Here is a 20,836-nt window from a genome sequence, read left to right on the forward strand (position 1 = left end):
CGCCACGCCCCCGAGCCGCTAGCGTGAAGGCATGAGCGACGCGAGCCCGACCATCGACGATCCCGAACTCGGCACCTTCACCCGCGCCACCTCCCAGCTCACCGACGGCTCGGTGCTCACGCACGACTGGTTCGTCGGCACGATCTCGGTCGAGGGAGCGGAGATCGAGCTCATGCTCGAGGGACAGACTCCCGACGAGGTGGCGCCGCTGCTCCCCCGCATGCGGGAGGTCGTCAAGCGGCTACACACGCTGCAGCGGATCGCGACCGACGCCGTCGTCGCGAACTTCAATACCGGCGAACCCGAGCGACAGGACCTCGACGACGCCGCCTCCGATCTCGCCCTCGAAGCGATCGAGGTGACCCCCGACGGCACCGCCGTCCTACACCTGACCGACACCTGCGGCGAGCACTTCCCCGAGGGGTACTGGCCGGCCGTGCACCTGGGCATCGACGACGCCGTCCAGCAGGTCACCGTCGAATCCTGACCCTGCATATGCCTCATCCGACAGCGCGCCCGGCGATCGGCCGACCCTACGATGGGGAGATGCAGCGCCGCGCCTCGTCCTCGCTCCTGGCCTGGGCCTTCCTCCCCTACGTCGCGGTCTCCGTTCTACACGTCGCGCTGCTCGCCGCCGGAAGCCCGCTCGCCGGACCGACGAAGCTCCTGTTGATGCCGCTGCTCGCCATCCCCGTCCTCGCCGCCGCCCGGTGGCTCAAGCCGCCGACGACCCTCATCCTGCTCCTCGCAGCGCTGCTCTTCTCGTGGCTCGGCGACGGGGCCGGGGTGTTCTTCCCGGCCGCCCCCGAGCTCCCGCTGATGCTGCTGTTCTTCGGCATCGCCCATGTGGCATACATCCTGCTGTTCGCCCGCCGACTGAGCGTGCGACGGATGCCGTGGTGGGCGCTCGTCTACGCGCTCTGGTGGGTGGCGATGATCACCGTCCTCGGCCCGCACACCGGGGGCCTGCTGGTCGCGGTCGCGGTCTACGGCGTCGTGCTCGGCGGTACGGCGGCATTCTCCGCCCGATGCCATCCGCTCGTCGCAATCGGCGGCGCGTTCTTCCTCGCCAGCGACACACTGCTGGCGTTCCGACTCTTCCTTCCCGAGGGACTTCCGGCGTGGAGCAGCCCGGCTGTGATGCTCAGCTACACGCTCGGCCAAGGTCTCATCATCGCGGGCGCGCTGGTCACCCTGCGAAAGCGGGCTGCCTGATGGATGCGGCACGCGTCGACAGCTGGCTCTGGGCGATCCGCGTCTATAAGACCCGGTCAGCCGCGACCACCGCATGCCGTGCCGGGCATGTACGCGTGAACGGCGACAAGGTGAAGGCCGCGCAGCAGGTGCGCGTGGGCGACGAGCTGCGCATCCGCATCGCCGGATTCGACCGGATCCTCATCGTGCGGCAGCTCCTCGTCAAGCGAGTGGGCGCGCCGGTGGCAGCGCTCGCCTACGAAGACAAGACGCCGGCGCGGGAACCGCAGGCCGCGTTGGGTCTGCGTGATCGAGGCGCCGGACGCCCGACCAAACGCGAGCGACGCGATATCGACAAACTGCGCGGGCGGAACCACGACCCAGAGGATTGATATTCCGTCATCCTCGCGTCGATCTTTCGAAGATTTGTTCTAGAATAGGGGTATGGCCCTTCACACCGACTTCGACCTCGAACTCGCGGAGCGACGCCGCGTACTGGAGGCGTGGGTCGAGAAGCGGCGGCGCATCGCCGCGCTCGAATCCGAGGCAGCCGACCTGTTGGTCGAGCAGATCGTCCTCCACGATGCCGAGGTGTCAGCGAGCCCGTTCCACCGCGACGCGATCCGCCGTTCCATGATCGCGGAGTTCTCCGCCGCGGGTCACGTGTCTCGCGGGTCGATGGACTTCGCGTTCGCCGACGCGCAGGCGCTTCACGACCACCTCCCCGCGGTCCGTGCAGCGTTCGCCGCGGGTTTGTTGAGCGCCGGCCACGTTCGGGAGATCGCCCGCGCGAGCGCGCTCGTCGCCGAAGCCATCCGCAACAAGAAGGTCGAGGCCAGCGTCATGGCGCTGTTCGAGACGGCAGTCCTCGTCGTCGCCGAACAGGACACCGCTGCCCGCACCCGCGCGCACGCCAGACAGGTCGCCAGCGCCCTCATCGGTGAGAGCGTCGTTGAGCGGCATCGCCGAGGGGCTGAGGAACGGTGCGTGACCGTGAAGTCGCTCGACGACGGCCTCGCCCTGCTCACCGCAGTGCTACCCGAATGGATCGCGACCGCCATCTCCGACAGGCTGAGCCGGATGACACGCGATGTCGTGCGCGCGCGCCAGGATTCCGTCCCCGCGTTCCTGCCCTGGTGGTCGGACGAGGACATCGATGCTCTGCATCCCGAAGACTTCGCGCTCGACGACCCGGCCTTCGACGCCTACGCCCCTGCGGCCAACGCCGTCGCTGCTGCCGACGCCGACGCCGACGCCGACGGGAGGATCTTCAGCGCAGACGGAGAAACGTTCGCGACCGATCCCGAGATCGAGCACATCCCTGCCGACGCGCGCACGTGGGCGCAGATCCAGGCCGACCTCTTCACCGATCTCCTCCTCGCCGGCGACCCGAGCCGTGCACACGGCGACGGCCTCGGTCGCATCCAGGGGCGAGTCCAGGTGACGGTCGCCGCGACCACGCTCGCCGGCTTCGACGACCAACCGGCCGAGCTCGACGGGCATGGCCCGTTGGACCCCGACGTCGCCCGCGCTCTCGCGGGAGGGAACAACGGCTGGACCCGTCTGTTCCTCGACGCCGCCGGGATGCTCATCGAAACCGACACCTACACCCCGACAGAGGGCATGCGGCGGTTCCTCCGTGCTCGTGACCAGCACTGCCGCTTTCCCGGTTGCCGCATGCCCGCGCACCGCTGCGAGGTCGACCACCAGCACGATCATGCCAAGGGCGGGAAGACGCGCCTCGACAACCTCGGCCATCTCTGCCGCGCGCACCACACCCTCAAGCACCCCGACATCCCCGACCCGCATCGGTGGGCGGCGCAGCAGGAGCGAGACGGCAGCATCACCTGGCGCAGTCCGCTCGGACGCGCCTACTCCGATCCGCCGCCCCGACGAGTCGTGTTCGTCTGACGCCGTTTCGGCGGATGAGCCTTGGCCCGCGGTGAGACGTCGGAATCAGTGATCGATCAGATCGCGCAGCCATCCGGCCGATCGCACGTGCTCGGCACCCGCGTGCTCGACCCGTTCGCGCAGTCCCCGGTCGCTGGTCACCGCGACCACGGTGCGCTTCGCGGACACCAGACGCTCGACTTCGGCGACGATCGCATCATCGCCCGCGGCATCGGCGCGGATGACGGAGACGACACTCGCATCGGAATCGATGCCGCGGGCCTGCCCCTCGACCACCATCGACACCTCCGGGAACCACGCGGAGCCCTCGAGTTCCAGGTCGGCGGCAGGCACCGTCAATCCCTCCAACCGTGCACGCAGCCTCCCGGCCGCCCCCGCGCGATCCTTCCACCACCCGTCGGGCACCGATCCGACGACGTTCGCCGCGTCGACGACGACCACCGGCCGCACCTCGAGCAGTGCGCGCAGTGCCGGCCATGACGCACCGAAGCCCGGATGCAGCGGCCGTGCATCGACCTGGTCGACCGGCACCCACTCGAGCGCCACGCTCTCCGGGTCACTGATCACCGGGTCGAACGGCACCTGCACGTCGGCGATCACGGTCGTGTACGACCAGATGCCCAGATCGAGCACGCTGGTGAAACGTGGCCGCACCGCACCGTCGGGCACACCCGCTTCCTCCTGCGCCTCGCGGATCGCACCGACGATCGCACGCTCGCCTTCATGCAGCGCTCCGCCAGGCAGGCCCCAGGTGCCGCCGAAGTGGCTCCACGCCACACGGTGCTGCAGCAGGACGCCGCGGGCAGGGTCGAACGCCAGCAGACCGGCCGCGCCGAAGCGCCCCCAGTACTTCTCCCCCGACTCGGCCACGACCCACGCATCACCCGGATCCCGCGGCCCCTCGGGGCGACGCGGTTCACCAGCGGCAGGAGGTACGACAGTCACCCCCTCAGCCTTTCACAGCATCGGGGCATCGGCACCGCGGCGCGACATGCGCCGGAACAGATCAGCGCTGGCGCTTCTCGCGCACGCGCATGTTGATCACGATCGGCGTGCCCTCGAACGAGTAGAGCTCGCGCAGACGCCGCTGGATGAACCGTCGGTATCCGGGGTCGAGGAATCCGGTCGTGAACAGCACGAACGTCGGCGGGCGCGTCGACGCCTGCGTGCCGAACAGGATGCGCGGCTGCTTGCCACCGCGCAGCGGGTGCGGGTGCTCGGCGACGAGCTCCGCGAGGAACGCGTTGAACTTGCCCGTCGGGATACGACGGTCCCAGTTCTCCAGCGCCGTCTCCAGCGCGGGAACCAGCTTGTCGAGGTGACGACCGGTCTTGGCCGAGATGTTCACGCGCGGAGCCCAGGCGACGTGCGCCAGGTCCTGCTCGATCTCACGCTCGAGGTAGCGACGACGGTCGGCGTTCTCCAGGTCGTCGTCGTTCAGACGGTCCCACTTGTTGAACGCGAGCACGAGCGCGCGACCCGACTCCAGCACGAGGTCGATGATGCGCACGTCCTGCTCGCTGATCGTCTCGGAGACATCGAGCACGACGACGGCGACTTCGGCCTTCTCCAGCGCCGCAGAGGTACGGAGCGAGGCGTAGAAGTCCGCACCCTGCGCCATGTGCACGCGACGACGGATGCCGGCCGTGTCGACCAGACGCCACATCTTGCCGCCGAGCTCGACGACCTCGTCCACCGGGTCGCGGGTGGTGCCGGCCAGGTCGTTCACGACCACGCGCTCCTCGCCGGCCGCCTTGTTCAGCAGCGACGACTTGCCCACGTTCGGGCGACCGAGGATGGCGACACGACGCGGTCCACCGATCTCCTGCTTCGCGACGGCCGAGACCTCGGGAAGCTTCTTCAGCACGGCATCCAGCAGGTCGGCGACGCCGCGTCCGTGGATGGCCGACACCGGCCAGGGCTCGCCCAGGCCCAGGCTCCACAGGCCCGCCGTCTCCGGCTCCTGGCGGGCGTCATCGATCTTGTTGGCGACGAGGAACACCGGCTTGCCGCTCTTGCGCAGCAGCTTCACGACGTGCTCGTCGGTCGAGGTGGCGCCGACCATCGCGTCGACCACGAACAGCACCATGTCGGCGAGGTCGATCGCGACCTCGGCCTGCATCGCGACCGAACGGTCGATACCGCGGGCGTCGGGCTCCCAGCCGCCGGTGTCGACGAGGGAGAACCGCCGGTCGGCCCACTCGGCCTTGTACGTCACACGGTCGCGGGTCACGCCGGGAGTGTCCTCCACGACGGCCTCGCGGCGGCCGAGGATGCGGTTGACGAGCGCGGACTTGCCCACGTTCGGCCGCCCCACGATCGCCACCACCGGAAGCGCCGGGCTGTAGTGGATGCCGTCCTCGCCGAGCGTGATACCCGCGAGAAGCTCTGCGTCCTCATCGTCCAGCTCGTAGTCGGCGAGACCGGCGCGCAGGGTCTCCGCGCGCTGCTCGGCCAGATGCTCGTCGATGTTCTCCATCTTCTCGGCGAGCTGGTCGGGGCCGCCTTCGTATTCGTCGTCAGCCACGGTGTGCTCCTTGGATTCGTTCGATCACCGTGAGGACGGCGTCGATGGTCTGGGGGAAATCGAGTTCCGTCGAATCGACGACCTCGACGCCTGCTGCGGCGTTCAGGAAGTCGACGACGGCGCTGTCTGAGGCGTCGCGCTTGTGCAGCGCCGCGGCGACAGCTGCCGCGTTCTCACCGGCGAGTTCACCGGCGCGTCGGGCGGCCCGTACTTCGGGGGCCGCGGTGAGGAGAATCCGCACGGGGGCGTCCGGCGCGACGACGGTGGTGATGTCGCGACCTTCGACCACGACGGCCGGGTACGGGGATTCGGCGACGAGCCTGCGGAACAGCTCGTTCACCTGGGCACGCACCGCGGGCACGCGCGCCACGCCGCTCACGGCACCGGAGACCCGCGGGTCCCGGATGGCCTCGGTGACATCGGCATCGCCGACGCGCACGGTGCGGTCGTCGGGGTCTAGTCCCAGCTGCACCGGGAAATCGGATGCGGCGGCGAGGACCGCGTCGGCATCGGACGTGTCGGCACCGCGGTCCAGCACGTGCCACGCGAGTGCGCGGTACGCGGAACCCGTGTCGAGGTAGCCGAAACCGAGCGTGCGGGCCACTGCCTTCGACACGCTCGACTTGCCGGAGCCGGCCGGGCCGTCGATGGCGATGAACTTCGTCGCGTCGGTGCCGTGCGCCGGAGCCGAGGACGGGGTGGTGGTGTCAGTCATTGGTGTTCCCCGCGATCCGCCATCCGCGTTCCTGGAGTCCGGTGATCGCCCCGTGCAGTGCGGCGGGGTCGACGCTGATCTCCGCCAGGCCGAACTGCGCACCGGGCGAGTGTTCGAGTCGGAGGTCCTCGACGTTCACGCCGAGTTCCCCGAGCTCGCCGAACAGGCGGCCCAGTTGACCGGCGGTGTCGTCGACCATGACGACGACCGACTCGAAGCGCTGGTTCTGTCCGTGCTTCCCGGGAAGTCGGTCGACTCCGTCGTTGCCCTGACGGATCGTCTCGGCGACGATGCGCCGGGCACCCGGAGCGCTCGGCTCACGCAGCGCGGCCGCGACGTCGGCGAGATCGCCCGCGAGGGCATCGAGGATCTCGACGACCGGGCCGGCATTCGCACCGAGGATCTGCACCCAGAGCTCAGGGGCCGAGGCTGCGATGCGCGTGGTGTCGCGCACCCCTTGGCCGGCCAGCCGAAGCGCACCCTCTTCGGCATCGGCGAGACGGCCGGCGAGCAGGCTCGCCACCACCTGCGGCACGTGCGAGGTGAGCGCGACGGATCGGTCGTGCTCCTCCGGCGTCATCTCGAGCGGCATCGCGCCCACGTCGAGGGCGAGGGCTTCGACCAGCGCGAGATCGGCGGCCTTCGTGTCTTCATCGCGGCACACGACCCAGGGACGACCGACGAAGAGGTCGGCGCGTGCCGAGATCGCTCCACCGCGCTCCCGTCCGGCGAGCGGGTGGGAGCCGATATAGCGGGTGAGGTCGACGCCACGAGCCTGCAGCGTGCGGAACGGCTCGAGCTTCACGCTGGCGACGTCGGTGACGACGGCCTCCGGGAACCGCTCGAGCTCGGCCTGGATCACGTCGGCGGTGACGTCGGGCGGCACGGCCACCACGATCAGAGCGGGCGTGTCATCGTCGGCGGCGAGGCGACCGGCGCCGTAGTCGACCGCGAGACGCAGCTGAGCGGGCGAGGCATCCGTCAGGACGACGTCGATCCCCTTCGACCTGAGCGCATGCCCGACGCTCGCGCCGAGCAGACCGGCACCGACGACGCGAACGGTACCGGAGAGGCGCGGCGCGACAACGCCTGCCCTCCGCGCCGTGGGCGCACTCGTCGTATCGGTCATTCGTTCTCCTGCTCGCCTGGCGCCTCGGCGACACCGGAATCACGGCGCGACAGAGTGAGAAGCGCGCCGAGTTCGATTTTAGTCAGTTCCCGCGTCTTCCCCGCCGGGAGGGTTCCCAGGTGGAGCGGTCCGAACTGCCGACGCACCAGTTCGGTGACGGGATGCCCGACCGCGGCGAGCATCCGGCGCACGATGCGGTTGCGTCCGGAGTGCAGCGTCAGCTCGACCAGGCTCGACCCGCGCGAGGTGTCCAGCAGACGTGCCTTGTCGGCGGCGATCGGCCCGTCTTCGAGTTCGATGCCCTTCGTGAGTTTCGAGATCGTCTGCGGCAGCACCGTGCCCTCGACCTTGGCGATGTAGACCTTGGTCACGCCGAACGACGGGTGAGCGAGCACGTGCGCGAGCGCGCCGTCGTTGGTGAGGATGAGCAGACCGCTGGTCTCCGCGTCGAGGCGGCCGACGTTGTAGAGGCGCTCCTCGTAGTCTTCGGTGAAGCGACGGAGGTCGGGGCGACCGCTCTCGTCCTTCATGCTGCTGACCACGCCGGTGGGCTTGTTGAGCATGACGTAGCGCTTGGAGACGTCGAGCTGCACGGCGGTGCCGTCGACGTCGACGAGGTCGTGCGCCGGGTCGATGCGCCGGCCGAGCTCGGAGACGACGATGCCGTTGACGCGGATGCGTCCCTCGGTGATGTACTGCTCGACGACGCGGCGCGAAGCCACCCCGGCGCCGGCGAGCACCTTCTGCAGCCGGATGCCCTCGGGCGCGCCCTCGGAGTCGGTGGAGGCGTCGAAGCCGGTCATCGGATGGTCCCTTCGTCGAAACCGTCTGCACCGTCGTCGAGCAGAGGGGAGATCGGGGGCAGCTCGTCGAGCGAGTTGATGCCCAGGTGCTGCAGGAGCGCGTCGGTCGTGCCGTAGTTGATCGCGCCGGTCTCGGAGTCGGCGAACAGCTCCGTGATCAGACCACGGGCGAGGAGGGTGCGCACGACGGAGTCCACGTTCACCGCACGGATGGAGGCGACCTGGCTGCGGGTCACCGGCTGCTTGTACGCGATGACCGCCAGTGTCTCGAGGGCAGCCTGCGAGAGCCGGGCCGGTGCCTGTCCGCCGACGAACTCCGCGACCAGAGAATCGAGATCCTCGCGCACATACAGACGCCAGCCGCCGCCGACCTCGCGCAGCTCGAAGCCACGGCGAGGACCCTTGCCCTTGCCGTCGTAATCGTCGACCAGCGTCTCCAGCGTCTGCCGCACGGCGGGAACCGGGGAGCCGACCGCGGCGGCCAGCGCCACGAGTCCTAGCGGCTCGTCGACGATCAGGAGGATGGCCTCGATGCGCTCGGACAGCGGGATCTCAGTAGCGTCTGTCGCCTCGTCCGACGTCGCCTCGTCGGAGCTCGCCTCCGCCACCTCGTCGACGGTCTCGGTCAGGTCATCGGTCATAGTCGGCCCCCAGGGTCGCAAGAGTCTCGTCCGACCAGGAGTCGGCGGCCCAGCGCAGCGTGAGCTCGCCGAGCGGTTCCAGTTGTTCGAAGGACAGCGCCGCGTGGCGATAGAGCTCCAGCACCGAGATGAAGCGGGCGACCACGATGCCGGGCTCGCTCACCCCCGAGACGAGCTCGCGGAAGCTCAGCGACTCCGTGCCGCGGAGCAGCGTGACGACGATCGCGGCCTGCTCCCGGATGCTGACCAGCGGCGCGTGCAGGTGGTCGAGTCCGACGTGCGGTATCTCCTTGGGCGCGAAGGCCAGGAGCGCGAGCGCCGCGAAGTCGTCGGCAGTGAGCGACCACACGAGCTCGGGTGTCTGCTTGCGGTGCTTCTCGTCGAGTCGTGCCGCACGGACGTGCCGACGGTCTTCGCGCTGCAGACAGCGGCCGAACCACGCCGAGACCTCCTTGAAGGCTCGGTACTGCAGCAGGCGTGCGAACAGCAGGTCGCGCGCCTCGAGCAGCGCGACGGCTTCGGCATCCACCAGTTCGCCCTGCGGGAGGAGTCCGGCCACCTTCATGTCGAGGAGCGTGGCTGCGACGACGAGGAACTCGGATGCCTGATCCAGTTCCTCATCGTTCTCGAGCTGACCGAGGTACGCGATGAACTCGTTCGTGACCGCGCTCAGCGAGACCTCGGTGATGTCCATCTCATGCTTCGAGATGAGGTTCAGAAGCAGGTCGAACGGGCCGTCGAAGTTGGACAGCGAGACCCGGAAGCCTGGATCGGTCGCGACCGTATCGCCCGCGCTCTCCTCGAGCGTCGCGTCGACGGACTCCTCGCTAGGCGACAGCGCCACGGGCGACCAGCTCCCGCGCCAGCCGCAGGTATGCCTGAGCGGCCGCGTGCTCGGGGGCGAACTCGGTGATGGGCACACCCGACACCGACGCATCGGGGAACTTCACGGTGCGGCCGATCACGGTCTCCAGCACGTCGTCCCCGAAAGCCTCGACCACGCGCTCGAGGACCTCGCGGGAGTGCAGCGTGCGCGGGTCGTACATCGTCGCCAGCAGGCCGTCCATCGTGATGGAGGGGTTCAGCCGGTCGCGCACCTTGTCGATCGTCTCGATGAGCAGCGCCACACCGCGCAGGGCGAAGAACTCGCACTCGAGCGGGATGATCACTCCGTGTGCGGCGGTGAGGGCGTTTACGGTGAGGATGCCGAGCGAGGGCTGGCAGTCGATGAGGATGACGTCGTACTCCCCCGCGACCTGGCGCAGGACCCGGGCGAGGATCGTCTCACGGGCGACCTCGTTGACGAGGTGCACCTCGGCGGCCGACAGGTCGATGTTCGCGGGCATGACATCGAGACCCTCGACGCTGGAGTGCACGATCGCGTCGTGGGCGTCGCGCTTCGTGTCGAGCAGGAGGTCGTAGATCGTCGGCACGTCGTGCGTCGGGATGCCGAGGCCGGCGGACAGTGCACCCTGCGGGTCGAAGTCGACGGCGAGCACCTTCCGGCCGTACTCCGCGAGAGCGGCGGCCAGGTTGATGGAGGTCGTCGTCTTGCCGACGCCGCCCTTCTGGTTGCACAGCGCGATGATTCGCGCGGGGCCGTGAGCCTTCAACGGTTCCGGGATCGCGAACCCGTGATACGGACGGCCGGTGGGTCCCATGGGGGTCTCGTCGGCCTTCTGCGCCTTCGCCCTGGACTTCGCCACTTTCTCAGCCACCGATTCTCCTGCTCCTTCGTGCTTGGTCGATTGTACCGGTCGGGCCGTTCCTCAGCCGCCTCGGCACGCGGCACGGCGCCTCTCCCGCATCGGCGGAGCTCAGCGCGCGCGCGGGTGGGATGTGGCGTAGATGTCGCGCAGGGTATCCACCGAGACGTGCGTGTAGATCTGCGTCGTCGCGACCGACGAGTGTCCGAGGAGCTCCTGCACGACGCGCACGTCGGCACCGCCCTGCAGCAGATGCGTCGCGAAGGAGTGCCGCAGCGTGTGCGGCGACACCTCGGAGGTGATCTGCGCCTTCTCGGCAGCCGCACGGATCACGAGCCAGGCGCTCTGTCGTGACAGCGGTGCCCCGCGGGCGCCGAGGAACAGCCGGGCCGACGCGCGCCCCTTGGCCGCGAGTGCCGGGCGGACGCGGGTGAGGTAGGCGTCGACGGCCGCGCGCGCGAACGACCCGATGGGCACGATGCGCTCCTTCGAGCCCTTGCCCCGCAGCCGCAGCACGTCGCCGTGCGCCAGGTCGTCGACATCGAGTCCGATCGCCTCCGACACACGGGCACCGGTGGCGTAGAGGAGCTCCAGGAGGGCGCGGTCGCGCACGCCGATCGGGTCCTCGGCAGAGGGAGCGCCGAGTAGCCTCTCGACCTGATCGATCGTCAGCGCCTTCGGAAGGCGACGGGGTGCCTTGGGCGGGCGCAGCCGCCCGCTCGGGTCGTCGACCTCCACGCCTTCACGGGCGAGGAATCGATGCCAGCCCCGCACGGACGATTGCAGCCGCGCCAGGCTCGACGACGCCGGGGCCGGCTCGGCGGACGCGCGCGCAGCGATGAAGCGGTCGATCACCGCCGGGGTGACCTCCGACGTGTCGGTGACGCCTTCCGCCGCGAGCCACTCGCAGTAGCCGTCGAGATCGCGCCGATAGGCGGCGATCGTGTGCTCGCTCAGGCCGCGCTCGATCGTGACGTGACGCAGGTACGCGTCGAGGGCGCGCTCGAGCAGCATCCCTCAGCCCCGATCGCGCAGCCTCTGCGCCGCGGCCAGCACGCCGATCGTGAGGATGCCGTTGTGCATGCGGCCCTCGAGAACGGCATCCACCGCGTCGGCCAGCGGCACCCACTCGACACGGATGTCCGCTTCCTCATCCTCGCGATCGTGCGGGTTCTCGGCCGACGAGATGCCCGTCGCGAGGAAGATGTGGATGACCTCGTCGTTGCCGCCGGGCGTGGTCCACGACGAGACCAGCGGCTCCCAGTGGGCGGCCACGAGGTCGGCCTCCTCCGCGAGCTCGCGCTGGGCGGCCGCGAGCGGCTCCTCCCCCTCGACATCGAGCAGGCCGGCGGGCAGCTCCCAGTCCCGATGACGGATCGGATGCCGGTACTGCTGGATCAGCAGGACCCGCCCGTCGTCATCGAGTGCGAGGATCGCCACCGCACCCGTGTGGTCGACGTACTGCCGCACGATCTCGCCATCGCCGTAGCGCACGCGGTCGGAGCGCACGTCCCAGACCCGGCCTTCGTAGACGAGATCGCTCTGGAGCACCTCCGGCTCGAACGGCTCGTCCCGGAGGGGCTCGGTCGACTCAGGCATCGGCCGTGACGTCATCGCTCACGTCGAACAGCTCGCTCGCACGGTGACGCTCGATCGCGGCGCCGACGAGCCCGCGGAACAGCGGGTGCGGCGCGGTGGGACGCGAGCGCAGTTCCGGGTGTGCCTGCGTGGCGATGTAATACGGGTGCACGTCGCGCGGCAGCTCGACGTACTCCACCAGGTCGAGCTCGGGGTTGAGTCCGGAGAAGACCAGGCCGGCTTCCGTCAGACGGTCGCGGTAGGCGTTGTTGACCTCGTAGCGGTGACGGTGCCGCTCGGAGGCCTCCGGCGCACCGTACAGCTCACGGGCGAGCGATCCTTCGGCGAGGGCCGCCTGGTACAGGCCGAGGCGCATCGTGCCGCCGAGGTCGCCGCCGTCGAGGATGTCGACCTGCTCCGCCATCGTGGCGATGACGGGCTCGGAGGTCTCCGGGTCGAACTCGCTCGACGAGGCGCCGATGATGCCGGCCACATCGCGCGCGTACTCGATGACCATGCACTGCAGACCGAGGCACAGACCGAGCGTCGGGATGCCCTGCTCGCGCGCGAACTTCAGGGCGCCGAGCTTGCCCTCGATGCCGCGGATGCCGAAGCCGCCGGGCACGCAGATGCCGTCGAGCTCGGCCAGCTGCTCCTGGGCGCCTTCCGGCGTCTCGCAGAGGTCCGAGGGGATCCAGCGGATGTTGACCTTGGTCTCCTGCGCGAAACCGCCGGCCTTGAGCGCCTCGGTCACCGAGAGGTAGGCGTCGGGCAGGTCGATGTACTTGCCGACCAGGCCGATCGTGACTTCGTGCTTGGGGTTGTGCACGGCGTGCAGCACCTTGCTCCAGCGCGTCCAGTCGACCTCTTCTGCGGCCTTCTGGTCGAGGCCGAGGCGGCGCACGATGTAGGAGTCGAGACCCTGGTCGTTGAGCGTCGACGGGATGTCGTAGATGCTCGGCAGGTCGACAGTGTTGATGACGCCCTCGACGTCGACGTCGCACATGAGGGCGATCTTGTTGCGGTTGCTCGCGCTCACGGGACGATCGCTGCGGAGCACGAGCGCGTCGGGCTGGATACCCACCTGACGGAGCGCCGCGACGGAGTGCTGCGTCGGCTTGGTCTTCTGCTCCCCCGACGCCCCCATGAACGGGACGAGCGACACGTGCACGAAGAACACGCTGTCGCGGCCGAGCTCATGACGGAGCTGGCGGGCGGATTCGAGGAACGGCTGCGACTCGATGTCGCCGACCGTGCCGCCGACCTCGGTGATGATCACGTCGGGGCGCGGGTCTTCGCTGGCCTGGAGCCGCATCCGACGCTTGATCTCGTCGGTGATGTGCGGGATGACCTGCACCGTGTCGCCGAGGTACTCGCCGCGGCGCTCGCGCGCGATCACCTGCGAGTAGATCTGGCCGGTGGTGACGTTGGCGGCCTCGGACAGGTTGATGTCGAGGAAACGCTCGTAGTGTCCGATGTCGAGGTCGGTCTCGGCGCCGTCGTCCGTGACGAAGACCTCACCGTGCTGGAACGGGTTCATCGTGCCGGGATCGACGTTCAGATAAGGGTCGAGCTTCTGCATCACGACGCGCAGACCGCGGGCCGTGAGGAGGTTGCCGAGGCTGGCCGCCGTCAGTCCCTTGCCCAAAGACGAAACGACACCACCAGTCACGAAGATGTGCTTGGTCGTGTCGTTCTTGGGTGCCGCGGAAGAAGAGTTCATCACGGGCTTCGATCCTATCAGGCGGTGGGGACGCGGAGGCTGAGAAGTTCACGCGCGTGGGTCAGTGCGGCATCGGAATCGGTGAGTCCGGACAGCAGACGGGCCATCTCGGCCTCTCGGTCCTCACCCTCGAGACGCCGTACGCTCGAGGCCGTGACCGCGCCATCATTGGCCTTCACGACCGACAGGTGATTGTTCGCGAACGCGGCGACCTGCGCGAGGTGCGTCACCGCGATGACTTGCGACTTCTCTGCGAGCCGGGCGAGTCGCCGCCCCACTTCGATGGCGGCCGCACCTCCGATTCCGGCGTCGACCTCATCGAAGACGAACGTGGGGACCGGGTCGGTCGCGGCGATGACGACCTCGATCGCGAGCATCACGCGCGACAGCTCACCGCCCGAGGCGCCCTTGGAGACGGAGCGGGGCTCCGCGCCCGGATGCGGGGCGAGGAGGATGGCGACGTCATCTCGGCCGTGGGTGCTCTCGGCCCCCTCCGAGACGGCGACCTCGAGGCGCGCATCCGGCATCGCGAGGGCGTGCAGCTCGGCGGTGACCTCATCGCCGAGACGTGCAGCCGCCTCGGTGCGCGTCGCGGTGAGCGCGGCGGCATGCGCATCGAGTTCGGCCCGCGCCGCATCGCGCTCGGCGATGAGGCGTTCGATGCGATCGCCGTCGTCGTCGAGCTCGGCCAGGCGGGCCGACCCGGTCTGCCAGAGCGCCAAAGCCTCGTCGAGAGAGCCGTGCGCACGGATCAGGGTCCCGAGTGCCGCACGACGCTCTTCGACCGCGGCGAGCTCGTGGGGGCCCGTCTCGTCGAGGTCGGCCAGGTACGCGGACAGGAGCCCGGCCGTGTCGGCGATCCGGTAGCCGATGTCGGCGATGCTCTCGCCGATCTCGGTGAGCTTCGCATCGGCGGTGCGCTCGAGCAGACGACGCGCCTCTGCGACGAGGGCCGACGCGTCGGGCTCGCCGTCTTCGCTCGAGAGCGCACCATGCGCGAGGGAGGCGGCCAGGCGCAGCTCTTCCGCGTTCGCGAGTCGCTCCGCACGCTCGGCGAGCTCTTGATCCTCCCCCGGCTCCGGCGCGGTCGCCTCGATCAGTGCGAGGGCTTCGCGCAGTCGCGCTGCCTCTTCCGCGCGGCGGTCGCGGTTCTCGGTGATCTCGGAGATCTCGGCGTCGAGTGTCCGCCAGCGGGCGAAGGAGCCGGCGTACGTCTCGAGCGCCTTCGCGATCGGAGCACCGCCGAAGCGGTCGAGCGCGTCGCGCTGCGCAGCGGCGGATCGCAGACGCAGCTGCTCGGACTGTCCGTGGACCACGACGAGTTCTTCAGCCAGAGCCGAGAGCACACCTGCAGGTGCGGCGCGGCCACCGACGCTCGCTCGGCTGCGGCCCTCGGCGCTCAGCGTGCGTGAGACATACAGTTCGGCGTTTCCGGCTCCTGCGGGCTCCAGCTCTCCCCCGGCGTCGGCGACGATCTCGGAGACGTCGCCCTTCTCGGGGACGATCCAGACACCGGCGACCGAGGCCTGGGCGGCACCGGCGCGCACCGCACCGGAATCGGCGCGCTGACCCAGCAGCAGTCCGAGCCCCGTGACCACCATCGTCTTTCCGGCACCGGTCTCGCCGGTGATCGCCGTGAACCCCGGACCGAGCGGCAGCACGGCATCGGCGATCACGCCGAGGCCCTGCATCCTCATCTCCTCGATCATGACGGCGCCCCCTGCGCCTGTCCGCGCCATCCTTCGACGGGCAGTTGGAACTTGCGCACGAGCCGGTCGGTGAACGCCGTGGGATGCAGACGTGCGAGTCGCACCGGGCGCGATGACCGGCGGACCACGACGCGCGCGCCGGGCGGGAGGTCGTGTGAGCGTCGGCCGTCGCACCACAGGATTCCCGAGCCGTCGGTGCGCTCGAGCATCTCGATCGCGACCGAGGCATCGGGGCTCACGACCAGGGGCTTGGCGAAGAGCGCGTGCGCCGACAGCGGCACCACGGCGATCGCCTCGACGCTCGGCCAGATGACCGGTCCCCCGGCGGAGAAGTTGTAGGCGGTCGATCCGGTGGGAGTGGAGACGACCATTCCGTCGCAGCCGAAGCTCGACAGCGGGCGACCGTCGATCTCGAGGACGACCTCGATCATCCGCTCCCGGCTGGCCTTCTCGACCGTGGCTTCGTTGAGGGCCCAGGTCTCGTAGACGACCGCGCCTGCGGCATCCTTCACCCGCACGGAGAGCGCGAGCCGTTCCTCGACCTCGTAATCTCGGTCGATCACGCGGCGAACGGCTTTGTCCATGTCGTCGCGGTCGATCTCGGCGAGGAAGCCGACGTGGCCCATGTTGATGCCCAGCACGGGTGCGCCGCTGTCGCGGACGAGCTCGGCGGCGCGGAGGATGGTCCCGTCGCCGCCCAGCACGATCGCCAGTTCGAGGTCGGCAGGATCGACGGACACACCGAGCACATCGGTATCGGCGAAGAACTCGTCCACGGCCACGAGAGCCTCGTGATCGTCGGCGGCCAGCACCGGTCGGGCTCCGGCTTCCCGAAGGGCCCCGATCACCCGGCGCGCGGCGTCTACGGTGTCGACTCGGCCGGCGTGGGCGACGACCAGGATGCTGCGCTCGTTCATCGTCCTCCTGCCAGTCGGTTGATGCTGTCCAACCATTCTGTCGGATTGCTGCCCCGACCCGGCGCGAGGTGCACCAGATACTCGGCATTGCCGTGCGTTCCGAGGATCGGGGAGGGCAGGATGCCGAGCATCCCGAACCCGAGATCCCAAGCGGTCCATACGGTGCGGGCGACGGCGTCCGCGCGCGTCGCGGGGTCGGTGACCAGACCGCCGCGCACCGCGGTGCGCCCGACCTCGAACTGCGGCTTCACGAGCAGCAGGATGTCGGATCCCGGCTCGGCGATGCCCGCCACCGCCGGCAGCACGAGCTCGAGAGAGATGAACGAGAGGTCCCCGACCACGAGGTCGGGTGCGTCGCTCTCGCCAGTCGCGTCGGTGAGGTTCTCCCGCGTCATGTGACGCACGTTGTAGCCCTCGACGGCGACGACGCCGGGGTCTGCCGCGATCGACGCGGCGAGCTGACCGTGTCCGACGTCGACGGCAAGCACCTTTCGTGCACCGCGCTCCCGGAGCACCTGCGTGAATCCTCCGGTGGACGCCCCCATGTCGAGCGCGAGGCGCCCCTCGACCGGGATCGCGAATCCGTCGAGCCCGGCGATGAGCTTGTGAGCCGCGCGGCCGACATAGTGATCGGCGCCCGCGATCGTGATCTGCGCCTCATCGTCGACGGCGGTCGAGGCTTTCACCACCGGGCGACCATCGATGCTCACGAGCCCTTCGGCGATGAGTGTGGCCGCGTGACTGCGCGAACGGGCGAGTCCTCGGGCGGCGAGGGCAGCGTCGAGTCGCGTCATCGGGATCCCGGGGTCTCCCGTTGGTCGAGCTTCGCGCCGCTTTCGAGGCGTCGGGAGAGCTCGTCGTGCAGGCTCGCGTACGCATCGGCTCGCGCCGGAAGAGGCTGCCCTTCGATCAGACGCAGGCGGCTCCACAGGCCGTCAGTCGGCGCACTCGTCGTCTCTTCGCTCACGGTTCCACTGTACGCGGCGCCTCCGACGGCGGCCGGAGCGACGCGAGCGGCCTCAGGGGCGATGGAAGGGGTCGTCGTAGAGGCGCTCGGGAACACGCAACACGAATACGGGTGTCCCCGATGCCCAGATCGCGGCTGCGCCGGCGCGCAACAGGTCGATCTGCGATCCGGACTCCGCCACGATCTCGACGTCCGCACCCACGACCCGCACGGCAGCGCCGTTCACGTCGAACACGCCGTCGCGTTTCGTGACCTCCGGATAGGGCGCGTGAAGCTCGCGCAGGTCGCCGAGGATGTACGTCGGACGCGATCCATCGGGAGCAGCCAGCACGTGCTTGGGGCGGTCGATTCCGGTGAGGACGAGCACCGAGTCGATCCCGACCCGGCTCGCACCCATGATGTCGGTGTCGAGGCGGTCGCCGATGAACAGCGCCTTCTGCGCGCCGAACCGGGCGAGTGCCTCTTCGAAGATGGGCGCCTCGGGCTTGCCGGCGACGGTCGCCAACCGACCGATGGCAGTGTGCACCGCGGAGACGAGAGTGCCGTTACCCGGTGCGACCCCGCGCTCACGCGGGATCGTCCAGTCGGTGTTCGTAGCGATCCACGGGATGCCGCCCTCATCTTCAGGGGCTTTGAGGGCGAAAGCGGCCTCGGCGAGGTCGGTCCACGCCACCTCCGGGGCGAACCCCTGGACGACGGCGCTCGGCGAATCCTCGGCGCTGCGCGTGACGGTGTAACCGGCCTTCTGCACCTCGTCGACGAGCCCATCGCCGCCGACGACCAGGATCGTCGCCGGCGCGGGCACGATCTTCGCCATCAGCCGCATGGCCGCCTGCGGGCTCGTGACCACGTCGGACGCATCGACGCGGAGCCCCAGGCTGCTGAGGTGCTCCGCGACGGATGCATCGGTGCGAGCCGCATTGTTGGTGATGTAGCCGAGTCGCGCCGACTTCGCGGCCTCATTGAGGCTGTCGATCGCGTACGGCAACGCGCCGGGGCCCGCATAGACCACGCCGTCGAGATCAGCGAGAACCGTGTCGACCCCATCCAGAGGCGTGCGCGGAGGACGCTTGCGTGAGAACAGCGCCACTACGCCTCCGGGTCCGAGTCGTCGGTCTCGTCCTCACCCAGGAGCTCACGGACCTCGTCCTCGACCGAGGGCTCGGCCGCGGCCGACTCGTCGGTGTCCGACTCGTCGGTGTCCGACTCGTCATCCACCTCAGCCTCAGCCTCAGCCTCAGCCTCAGCCTCAGCCTCAGCCTCAGCCTCAGCCTCCTCGAGGAACTCGCCCTCGATCATGCTGTCTTCGATGAAGATCTCCTCGTCACCGGCCTCGTCGATACCGAGTGCCTCGGCGGCGACCTCGGCACGGTGCGCCCAGAACGCGGCCTCTTCCGTGCGCCCGAGATCTTCGAGAACGGCAGCGCGAGCGGCGAACAGCGACGGGCTCCACTCGAATGCGCGATCCGGGTCGAGCTCAGGGATCTCGAGCTCGCCGAGCGCCAGCTCAAGATCGCCCTGGTCCAGGCGAGCGCCCGACATCGCGATCGCCAGAGCAACACGTACCGGAGTCTCGAGGGCTGAGCGGTCGACTGCGCGGCCGGTCTCGAGGGCGCGATCGGAGCGACCGATGCCACGCTCGCTGTCGACCATGAGCGCGATCTGATCGTCCTTGCCCGAGATGCGTCGATAGGTGCGGAGTTCGCGGAGCGCGAGGGCGAAGTCACCCGTCGCATAAGCAGTGATGCCGAGAGTCTCACGGACGATCGCGATACGACCGGCACGCCGAGAAGCAGCGAGTGCATGCTCGTGGGCAAGGGCGGGGTCCTCGTCGATGAGCTTCGACGCCATAGCCAGGTGACGCGCGACATGCTCCGCATTTTCCTTGCTCAGGGTCTTGAGCTCGTTGCGAGCCGCCCCGTTGAGATCGCGCGCCGTGATCTCGTCGGGGATCTGCGGCTCGTCGAACCGCGGACGCTCGTTGGCCGCCTGAACCGGACGCTCCCGGCCCGCGCCTGCGCGCTGCGGGAAGGAACGCGAGCGATCGCGGTCGCCGCCGTCGCGACGAGGTGCGGAGTCACGACGGGGAGCACCACCATCGCGGCTGTACCCGCCACCTTCACGGCGCGGGGCACCACCATCACGGTTGTACCCGCCGCTTTCACGGCGCGGGGCACCACCATCACGGTTGTAGCCACCTTCACGACGCGGGGCACCACCATCACGGTTGTAGCCACCTTCACGACGCGGGGCACCACCATCACGGTTGTACCCGCCGCCTTCACGACGCGGGGCACCACCATCACGGTTGTAGCCACCCTCACGACGCGGGGCACCACCATCACGGTTGTACCCGCCGCCTTCACGGCGCGGAGCTCCACCATCACGGTTGTACCCGCCGCCTTCACGGCGCGGAGCTCCACCATCACGGTTGTACCCACCACCCTCGCGACGCGGAGCTGCGCCGTCACGGTTGTACCCACCCTCACGACGCGGAGCTGCTCCGTCACGGTTGTAGCCGCCACCTTCACGGCGCGGGGCACCACCTTCACGGCGCGGGGCTCCACCGTCACGGTTGTAGCCGCCACCTTCACGACGAGGGGCACCACCATCACGGTTGTAACCACCCTCACGACGAGGAGCAGTACCGTCACGGTTGTAGCCGCCCTCACGACGAGGGGCACCACCATCACGGTTGTAGCCACCTTCACGGCGCGGGGCTGCTCCACCGTCACGGTTGTAGCCACCCTCACGACGCGGGGCTCCACCATCACGGTTGTAACCACCCTCACGACGCGGAGCAGCGCCATCACGGTTGTAACCACCCTCACGACGCGGAGCAGCGCCATCACGGTTGTAGCCACCCTCACGACGCGGGGCTGCACCATCACGGCTGTTTCCGGGGCGTCCGCCAGAAGCGCGATTGCCGCGCGATCCGCTGTCGACGTTGCGACGCGGACGGCGCTCTTCCTCTTCTGGCATGATGCTCCCTGTTCTTTTCGTGTAAACGCAAAATGGCCACCCATCGATGGGTGGCCATTTTGTCTAAAAGGAGTCCGGCGGTGTCCTACTCTCCCACAGGGTCCCCCCTGCAGTACCATCGGCGCTGTGAGGCTTAGCTTCCGGGTTCGGAATGTAACCGGGCGTTTCCCTCACGCTATGGCCGCCGAAACACTATTGATGTTTCAATCAAACACATAACAAAGTCATTGTTGTTATGCGGTTCTCGACCGTACATCGAGAACCACTCAGTGGACGCGTAGCACCAACAAACGGTGTGTTATCAAGTCATCGGCTTATTAGTACCAGTCAGCTG

General features: G+C 69.0%; 22 protein-coding genes and 1 rRNA gene. 4 read left to right on the forward strand and 19 right to left on the reverse strand.

Annotated features, from left to right (window positions below; genetic code table 11):
* Window positions 1–31: 31 nt before the first annotated feature.
* From ACFC14_RS17030 to ACFC14_RS17045, 4 genes are read left to right on the forward strand one after another with little or no spacing between them, the layout of a single operon-like run.
* The gene (locus ACFC14_RS17030; RefSeq protein WP_376106988.1) at window positions 32–487 is read left to right on the forward strand and encodes a hypothetical protein; all 456 of its coding nucleotides are present in this window, start codon (window positions 32–34) and stop codon (window positions 485–487) included.
* Window positions 488–546: 59 nt separating this feature from the next.
* Entirely contained in the window at window positions 547–1,215 is a 669-nt protein-coding gene (locus ACFC14_RS17035) for a lysoplasmalogenase family protein (protein ID WP_376106990.1), read from the forward strand.
* Window positions 1,215–1,586, forward strand: a complete 372-nt coding sequence (locus tag ACFC14_RS17040; protein WP_376106993.1) for an RNA-binding S4 domain-containing protein — start codon at window positions 1,215–1,217, stop codon at window positions 1,584–1,586. The genes ACFC14_RS17035 and ACFC14_RS17040 overlap by 1 nt, the downstream gene beginning before the upstream one ends.
* A 52-nt stretch (window positions 1,587–1,638) precedes the next feature.
* Entirely contained in the window at window positions 1,639–3,105 is a 1,467-nt protein-coding gene (locus tag ACFC14_RS17045; RefSeq protein ID WP_376106996.1) for a DUF222 domain-containing protein, read from the forward strand.
* Window positions 3,106–3,150: 45 nt separating this feature from the next.
* Here the strand turns inward: ACFC14_RS17045 and ACFC14_RS17050 are convergent, their stop codons facing one another.
* The 19 genes from ACFC14_RS17050 to rrf all read right to left on the reverse strand — a co-directional run bounded on the left by ACFC14_RS17050 (window position 3,151) and on the right by rrf (window position 20,691).
* Window positions 3,151–4,050, reverse strand: coding sequence for an NUDIX domain-containing protein (locus ACFC14_RS17050; protein WP_376106999.1), 900 nt, complete (start codon window positions 4,048–4,050; stop codon window positions 3,151–3,153).
* Between the two features lie 61 nt (window positions 4,051–4,111).
* Window positions 4,112–5,584, reverse strand: a complete 1,473-nt coding sequence (der, locus tag ACFC14_RS17055) for a ribosome biogenesis GTPase Der (RefSeq protein WP_240745095.1) — start codon at window positions 5,582–5,584, stop codon at window positions 4,112–4,114.
* A gap of 40 nt (window positions 5,585–5,624) precedes the next feature.
* Window positions 5,625–6,347, reverse strand: coding sequence for a (d)CMP kinase (gene cmk, locus ACFC14_RS17060; protein ID WP_376107002.1), 723 nt, complete (start codon window positions 6,345–6,347; stop codon window positions 5,625–5,627).
* Window positions 6,340–7,476 (reverse strand): prephenate dehydrogenase, encoded by a 1,137-nt coding sequence (locus ACFC14_RS17065; RefSeq protein WP_376107005.1) that lies wholly within the window; start codon window positions 7,474–7,476, stop codon window positions 6,340–6,342. The genes cmk and ACFC14_RS17065 overlap by 8 nt, the downstream gene beginning before the upstream one ends.
* Complete coding sequence (locus tag ACFC14_RS17070) at window positions 7,473–8,279, reverse strand: pseudouridine synthase (RefSeq protein ID WP_376107008.1); 807 nt, start codon at window positions 8,277–8,279, stop codon at window positions 7,473–7,475. The genes ACFC14_RS17065 and ACFC14_RS17070 overlap by 4 nt, the downstream gene beginning before the upstream one ends.
* Window positions 8,276–8,920, reverse strand: coding sequence for an SMC-Scp complex subunit ScpB (gene scpB, locus ACFC14_RS17075; protein ID WP_376107011.1), 645 nt, complete (start codon window positions 8,918–8,920; stop codon window positions 8,276–8,278). The genes ACFC14_RS17070 and scpB overlap by 4 nt, the downstream gene beginning before the upstream one ends.
* Window positions 8,910–9,758, reverse strand: coding sequence for a segregation and condensation protein A (locus ACFC14_RS17080; protein ID WP_376107246.1), 849 nt, complete (start codon window positions 9,756–9,758; stop codon window positions 8,910–8,912). The genes scpB and ACFC14_RS17080 overlap by 11 nt, the downstream gene beginning before the upstream one ends.
* Window positions 9,748–10,581: a ParA family protein gene (locus ACFC14_RS17085; RefSeq protein WP_376107248.1), complete on the reverse strand. Its 834-nt coding sequence runs from the start codon at window positions 10,579–10,581 to the stop codon at window positions 9,748–9,750. Before ACFC14_RS17085 ends, ACFC14_RS17080 begins: the two co-directional genes overlap by 11 nt.
* Before the next feature lie 156 nt (window positions 10,582–10,737).
* The gene (xerD, locus tag ACFC14_RS17090) at window positions 10,738–11,640 is read right to left on the reverse strand and encodes a site-specific tyrosine recombinase XerD (protein WP_376107014.1); all 903 of its coding nucleotides are present in this window, start codon (window positions 11,638–11,640) and stop codon (window positions 10,738–10,740) included.
* Window positions 11,641–11,643: 3 nt separating this feature from the next.
* On the reverse strand, window positions 11,644–12,225 hold the full coding sequence (locus ACFC14_RS17095) for an NUDIX domain-containing protein (protein ID WP_376107017.1): 582 nt from the start codon (window positions 12,223–12,225) through the stop codon (window positions 11,644–11,646).
* Entirely contained in the window at window positions 12,218–13,927 is a 1,710-nt protein-coding gene (locus ACFC14_RS17100; protein ID WP_376107020.1) for a CTP synthase, read from the reverse strand. Before ACFC14_RS17100 ends, ACFC14_RS17095 begins: the two co-directional genes overlap by 8 nt.
* Before the next feature lie 17 nt (window positions 13,928–13,944).
* Window positions 13,945–15,636 (reverse strand): DNA repair protein RecN, encoded by a 1,692-nt coding sequence (gene recN, locus ACFC14_RS17105; RefSeq protein ID WP_376107023.1) that lies wholly within the window; start codon window positions 15,634–15,636, stop codon window positions 13,945–13,947.
* Window positions 15,633–16,553 carry an NAD kinase gene (locus tag ACFC14_RS17110; protein ID WP_376107027.1) on the reverse strand — a complete coding sequence of 307 codons (921 nt, stop codon included), beginning with the start codon at window positions 16,551–16,553 and terminating at the stop codon, window positions 15,633–15,635. Before ACFC14_RS17110 ends, recN begins: the two co-directional genes overlap by 4 nt.
* Entirely contained in the window at window positions 16,550–17,347 is a 798-nt protein-coding gene (locus ACFC14_RS17115; protein ID WP_376107030.1) for a TlyA family RNA methyltransferase, read from the reverse strand. Before ACFC14_RS17115 ends, ACFC14_RS17110 begins: the two co-directional genes overlap by 4 nt.
* Window positions 17,344–17,520, reverse strand: a complete 177-nt coding sequence (locus ACFC14_RS17120; RefSeq protein ID WP_167381665.1) for a hypothetical protein — start codon at window positions 17,518–17,520, stop codon at window positions 17,344–17,346. The genes ACFC14_RS17115 and ACFC14_RS17120 overlap by 4 nt, the downstream gene beginning before the upstream one ends.
* 52 nt (window positions 17,521–17,572) lie before the next feature.
* The gene (locus ACFC14_RS17125) at window positions 17,573–18,610 is read right to left on the reverse strand and encodes an HAD-IIA family hydrolase (protein WP_376107033.1); all 1,038 of its coding nucleotides are present in this window, start codon (window positions 18,608–18,610) and stop codon (window positions 17,573–17,575) included.
* The gene (locus ACFC14_RS17130) at window positions 18,610–19,371 is read right to left on the reverse strand and encodes a hypothetical protein (protein ID WP_376107036.1); all 762 of its coding nucleotides are present in this window, start codon (window positions 19,369–19,371) and stop codon (window positions 18,610–18,612) included. The genes ACFC14_RS17125 and ACFC14_RS17130 overlap by 1 nt, the downstream gene beginning before the upstream one ends.
* 38 nt (window positions 19,372–19,409) lie before the next feature.
* Window positions 19,410–20,408 (reverse strand): hypothetical protein, encoded by a 999-nt coding sequence (locus ACFC14_RS17135; RefSeq protein ID WP_376107039.1) that lies wholly within the window; start codon window positions 20,406–20,408, stop codon window positions 19,410–19,412.
* A gap of 166 nt (window positions 20,409–20,574) precedes the next feature.
* Window positions 20,575–20,691: ribosomal RNA gene (gene rrf, locus ACFC14_RS17140) — 5S ribosomal RNA — on the reverse strand.
* Window positions 20,692–20,836 lie beyond the last annotated feature (145 nt).

Origin of the sequence: Microbacterium sp. NPDC055988, assembly GCF_042269505.1 — a bacterium.
Taxonomy (GTDB): Bacteria; Actinomycetota; Actinomycetes; order Actinomycetales; family Microbacteriaceae; genus Microbacterium.